Raw genomic sequence first — 1,888 nt, forward strand, 5'->3', positions numbered from 1 at the left:
GTCTTCACCTTCCCAGGGCGCCGGCATCGACGCGCGGCTAAGGTTGGCGGTGGGCAGCGGCATCCAGCATTTCAGTTCCGGGTCGGCGTATTCGATGACGCGCCCGGGCGAAGAGTCCGACGCGCGCCAGCCTTCCGAGGCGAACTGGTCGGCACGCGACCAATAGGCAAGGTCGACTTCCGCCGGTCCCTGCTCGGACGGACGCACAGTGACCAGGATGCGGCTGCCGTCCTTCGGCGCCGTCGACATGTGGCGCCACCGTTCGGGCTCGTCCATCGCATTCCTCCTCGCACTCGTAGCGTTGGGAGGAGTGTCGCCTCGTGGTCCGAAGGGGTCAACCCAAAGTTTGCGCCAGGCATCGGCTGATGACCCCTCCAGACGGTGCCTGCACAGTTGTGCGCAACACGCCGCGGGCGGTCATGCACGCTCGACGGGCCGTGACCCAGTTGATAAGCCCGTCTGCGAAAGGAGCGCCTGAGTCGAGATGACCGTTGCGATCGAGATGGGACAGACGACCGCAGGCGCCCCGGCGAAGCTGGATCTCGAGGAACTGCTCGCGACGCGCCTTTTGGTGCAGGGCAATTCGGGCTCCGGCAAGTCGCATCTGCTGCGGCGCCTGCTGGAGCAGAGCGCGCCCTGGGTGCAGCAGACCATCATCGATCCCGAGGGCGACTTCGTTTCGCTGGGCGACCGTTACGGCCATCTGGTGATCGATGCCGAGCAGCATACCGAGCGCGGCCTGCAGGCGGCAGGCGAGCGGGCGCGCATGCATCGCGTCTCCACCGTGCTCAATCTCGAAGGGCTCGACGCCGAGAACCAGATGCGGCGTGCCGCCGCCTTCCTCGGCGGGCTGTTCGAGGTCGCCCGTGACCACTGGTACCCGATGCTGGTGGTGGTGGACGAGGCGCAGCTGTTCGCGCCGGCGGTGGCCGGCGAGGTTTCCGACGAGGCGCGAAAGCTCTCGCTCGGCGCGATGACCAATTTGATGTGCCGTGGCCGAAAGCGCGGGCTGGCCGGCATCATCGCCACCCAGCGGCTGGCAAAGCTCGCCAAGAACGTCGCCGCCGAGGCGTCCAACTTCCTCATGGGCCGCACCTTCCTCGATATCGACATGGCGCGTGCCGCCGACCTTCTGGGCATGGAGCGGCGCCAGGCGGAGGCGTTTCGCGATCTGGAACGCGGGCAGTTCATGGCGCTCGGCCCGGCGCTGTCGCGCCGTCCGCTGGGCCTGCGCATCGGCCCGACGGATACGAGCCCGCGCAACGGAACGCCGCGGCTGATGGCGATGCCGGAAGCAGCACTCGAGGATGCACGCGCGATCATCCTGGCGGCGCCGCCGCCCGAAACGGTGCGCACGCCGCGCCGCCCGGCGTCGCCGGACCTGCTCGACCAGTTGATGGCGGCGAAGTCGGCGGCCTTGGAAATCCGCCCCGAACCGGCGGAGCCGCAAGTCAGCGCCGAGGATCTGGCCGAGCGCCGCGAGCGCGTGGACCGCGTGCTGCGCGCCATCCTGGCGCAGCCCGACGCCGGTTTTCGCGTAATCGGGGTACTCTATCAGGAGTTCGTGGTCCGCTGCCGCATCGAAGGCCTGGCCTCGGTCGTGCCCGACCTGCCGGAGTTCCGCCGCATGCTGACGCGCGCCCGGGCCGGCCTTGGGTCAGAGACGACGCAGGACGACGCATGGCGGGACGTTTCCGTCCGCGCGTCGCTGCTGCCCGACGACATGCAGGGCGTGTTCATGATGATTGCCCGCGCGGCGAAGGAGGGCTGGCCTTGCCCGAGCGACGCCGCGATCGCCCGCGCCTACGGCTCGCACTCGCTGCGCCGCGCCCGGCGCCTGTTGACCTATATCGAGGAGCAGGGCCTCATCGTCTGCCAGCTCGACGGG

2 protein-coding genes are annotated in these 1,888 nt (G+C 69.2%); one reads left to right on the forward strand and one right to left on the reverse strand.

Features of this window, described 5'->3' with window-relative positions:
• On the reverse strand, nt 1–276 hold a 276-nt coding region (locus tag EN925_RS34130), incomplete at its 3' end, for a hypothetical protein (RefSeq protein WP_128337279.1).
• Nucleotides 277–484: 208 nt separating this feature from the next.
• On the opposite strand from EN925_RS34130, the gene EN925_RS34135 reads away from it, so the two are divergent.
• A partial coding sequence (locus EN925_RS34135; protein WP_164894594.1) for an ATP-binding protein occupies nt 485–1,888 on the forward strand: 1,404 nt, incomplete at its 3' end.

Origin of the sequence: Mesorhizobium sp. M7A.F.Ca.US.006.04.2.1 (assembly GCF_004022915.1) — a bacterium.
Lineage (GTDB): Bacteria > Pseudomonadota > Alphaproteobacteria > Rhizobiales > Rhizobiaceae > Mesorhizobium > Mesorhizobium ciceri.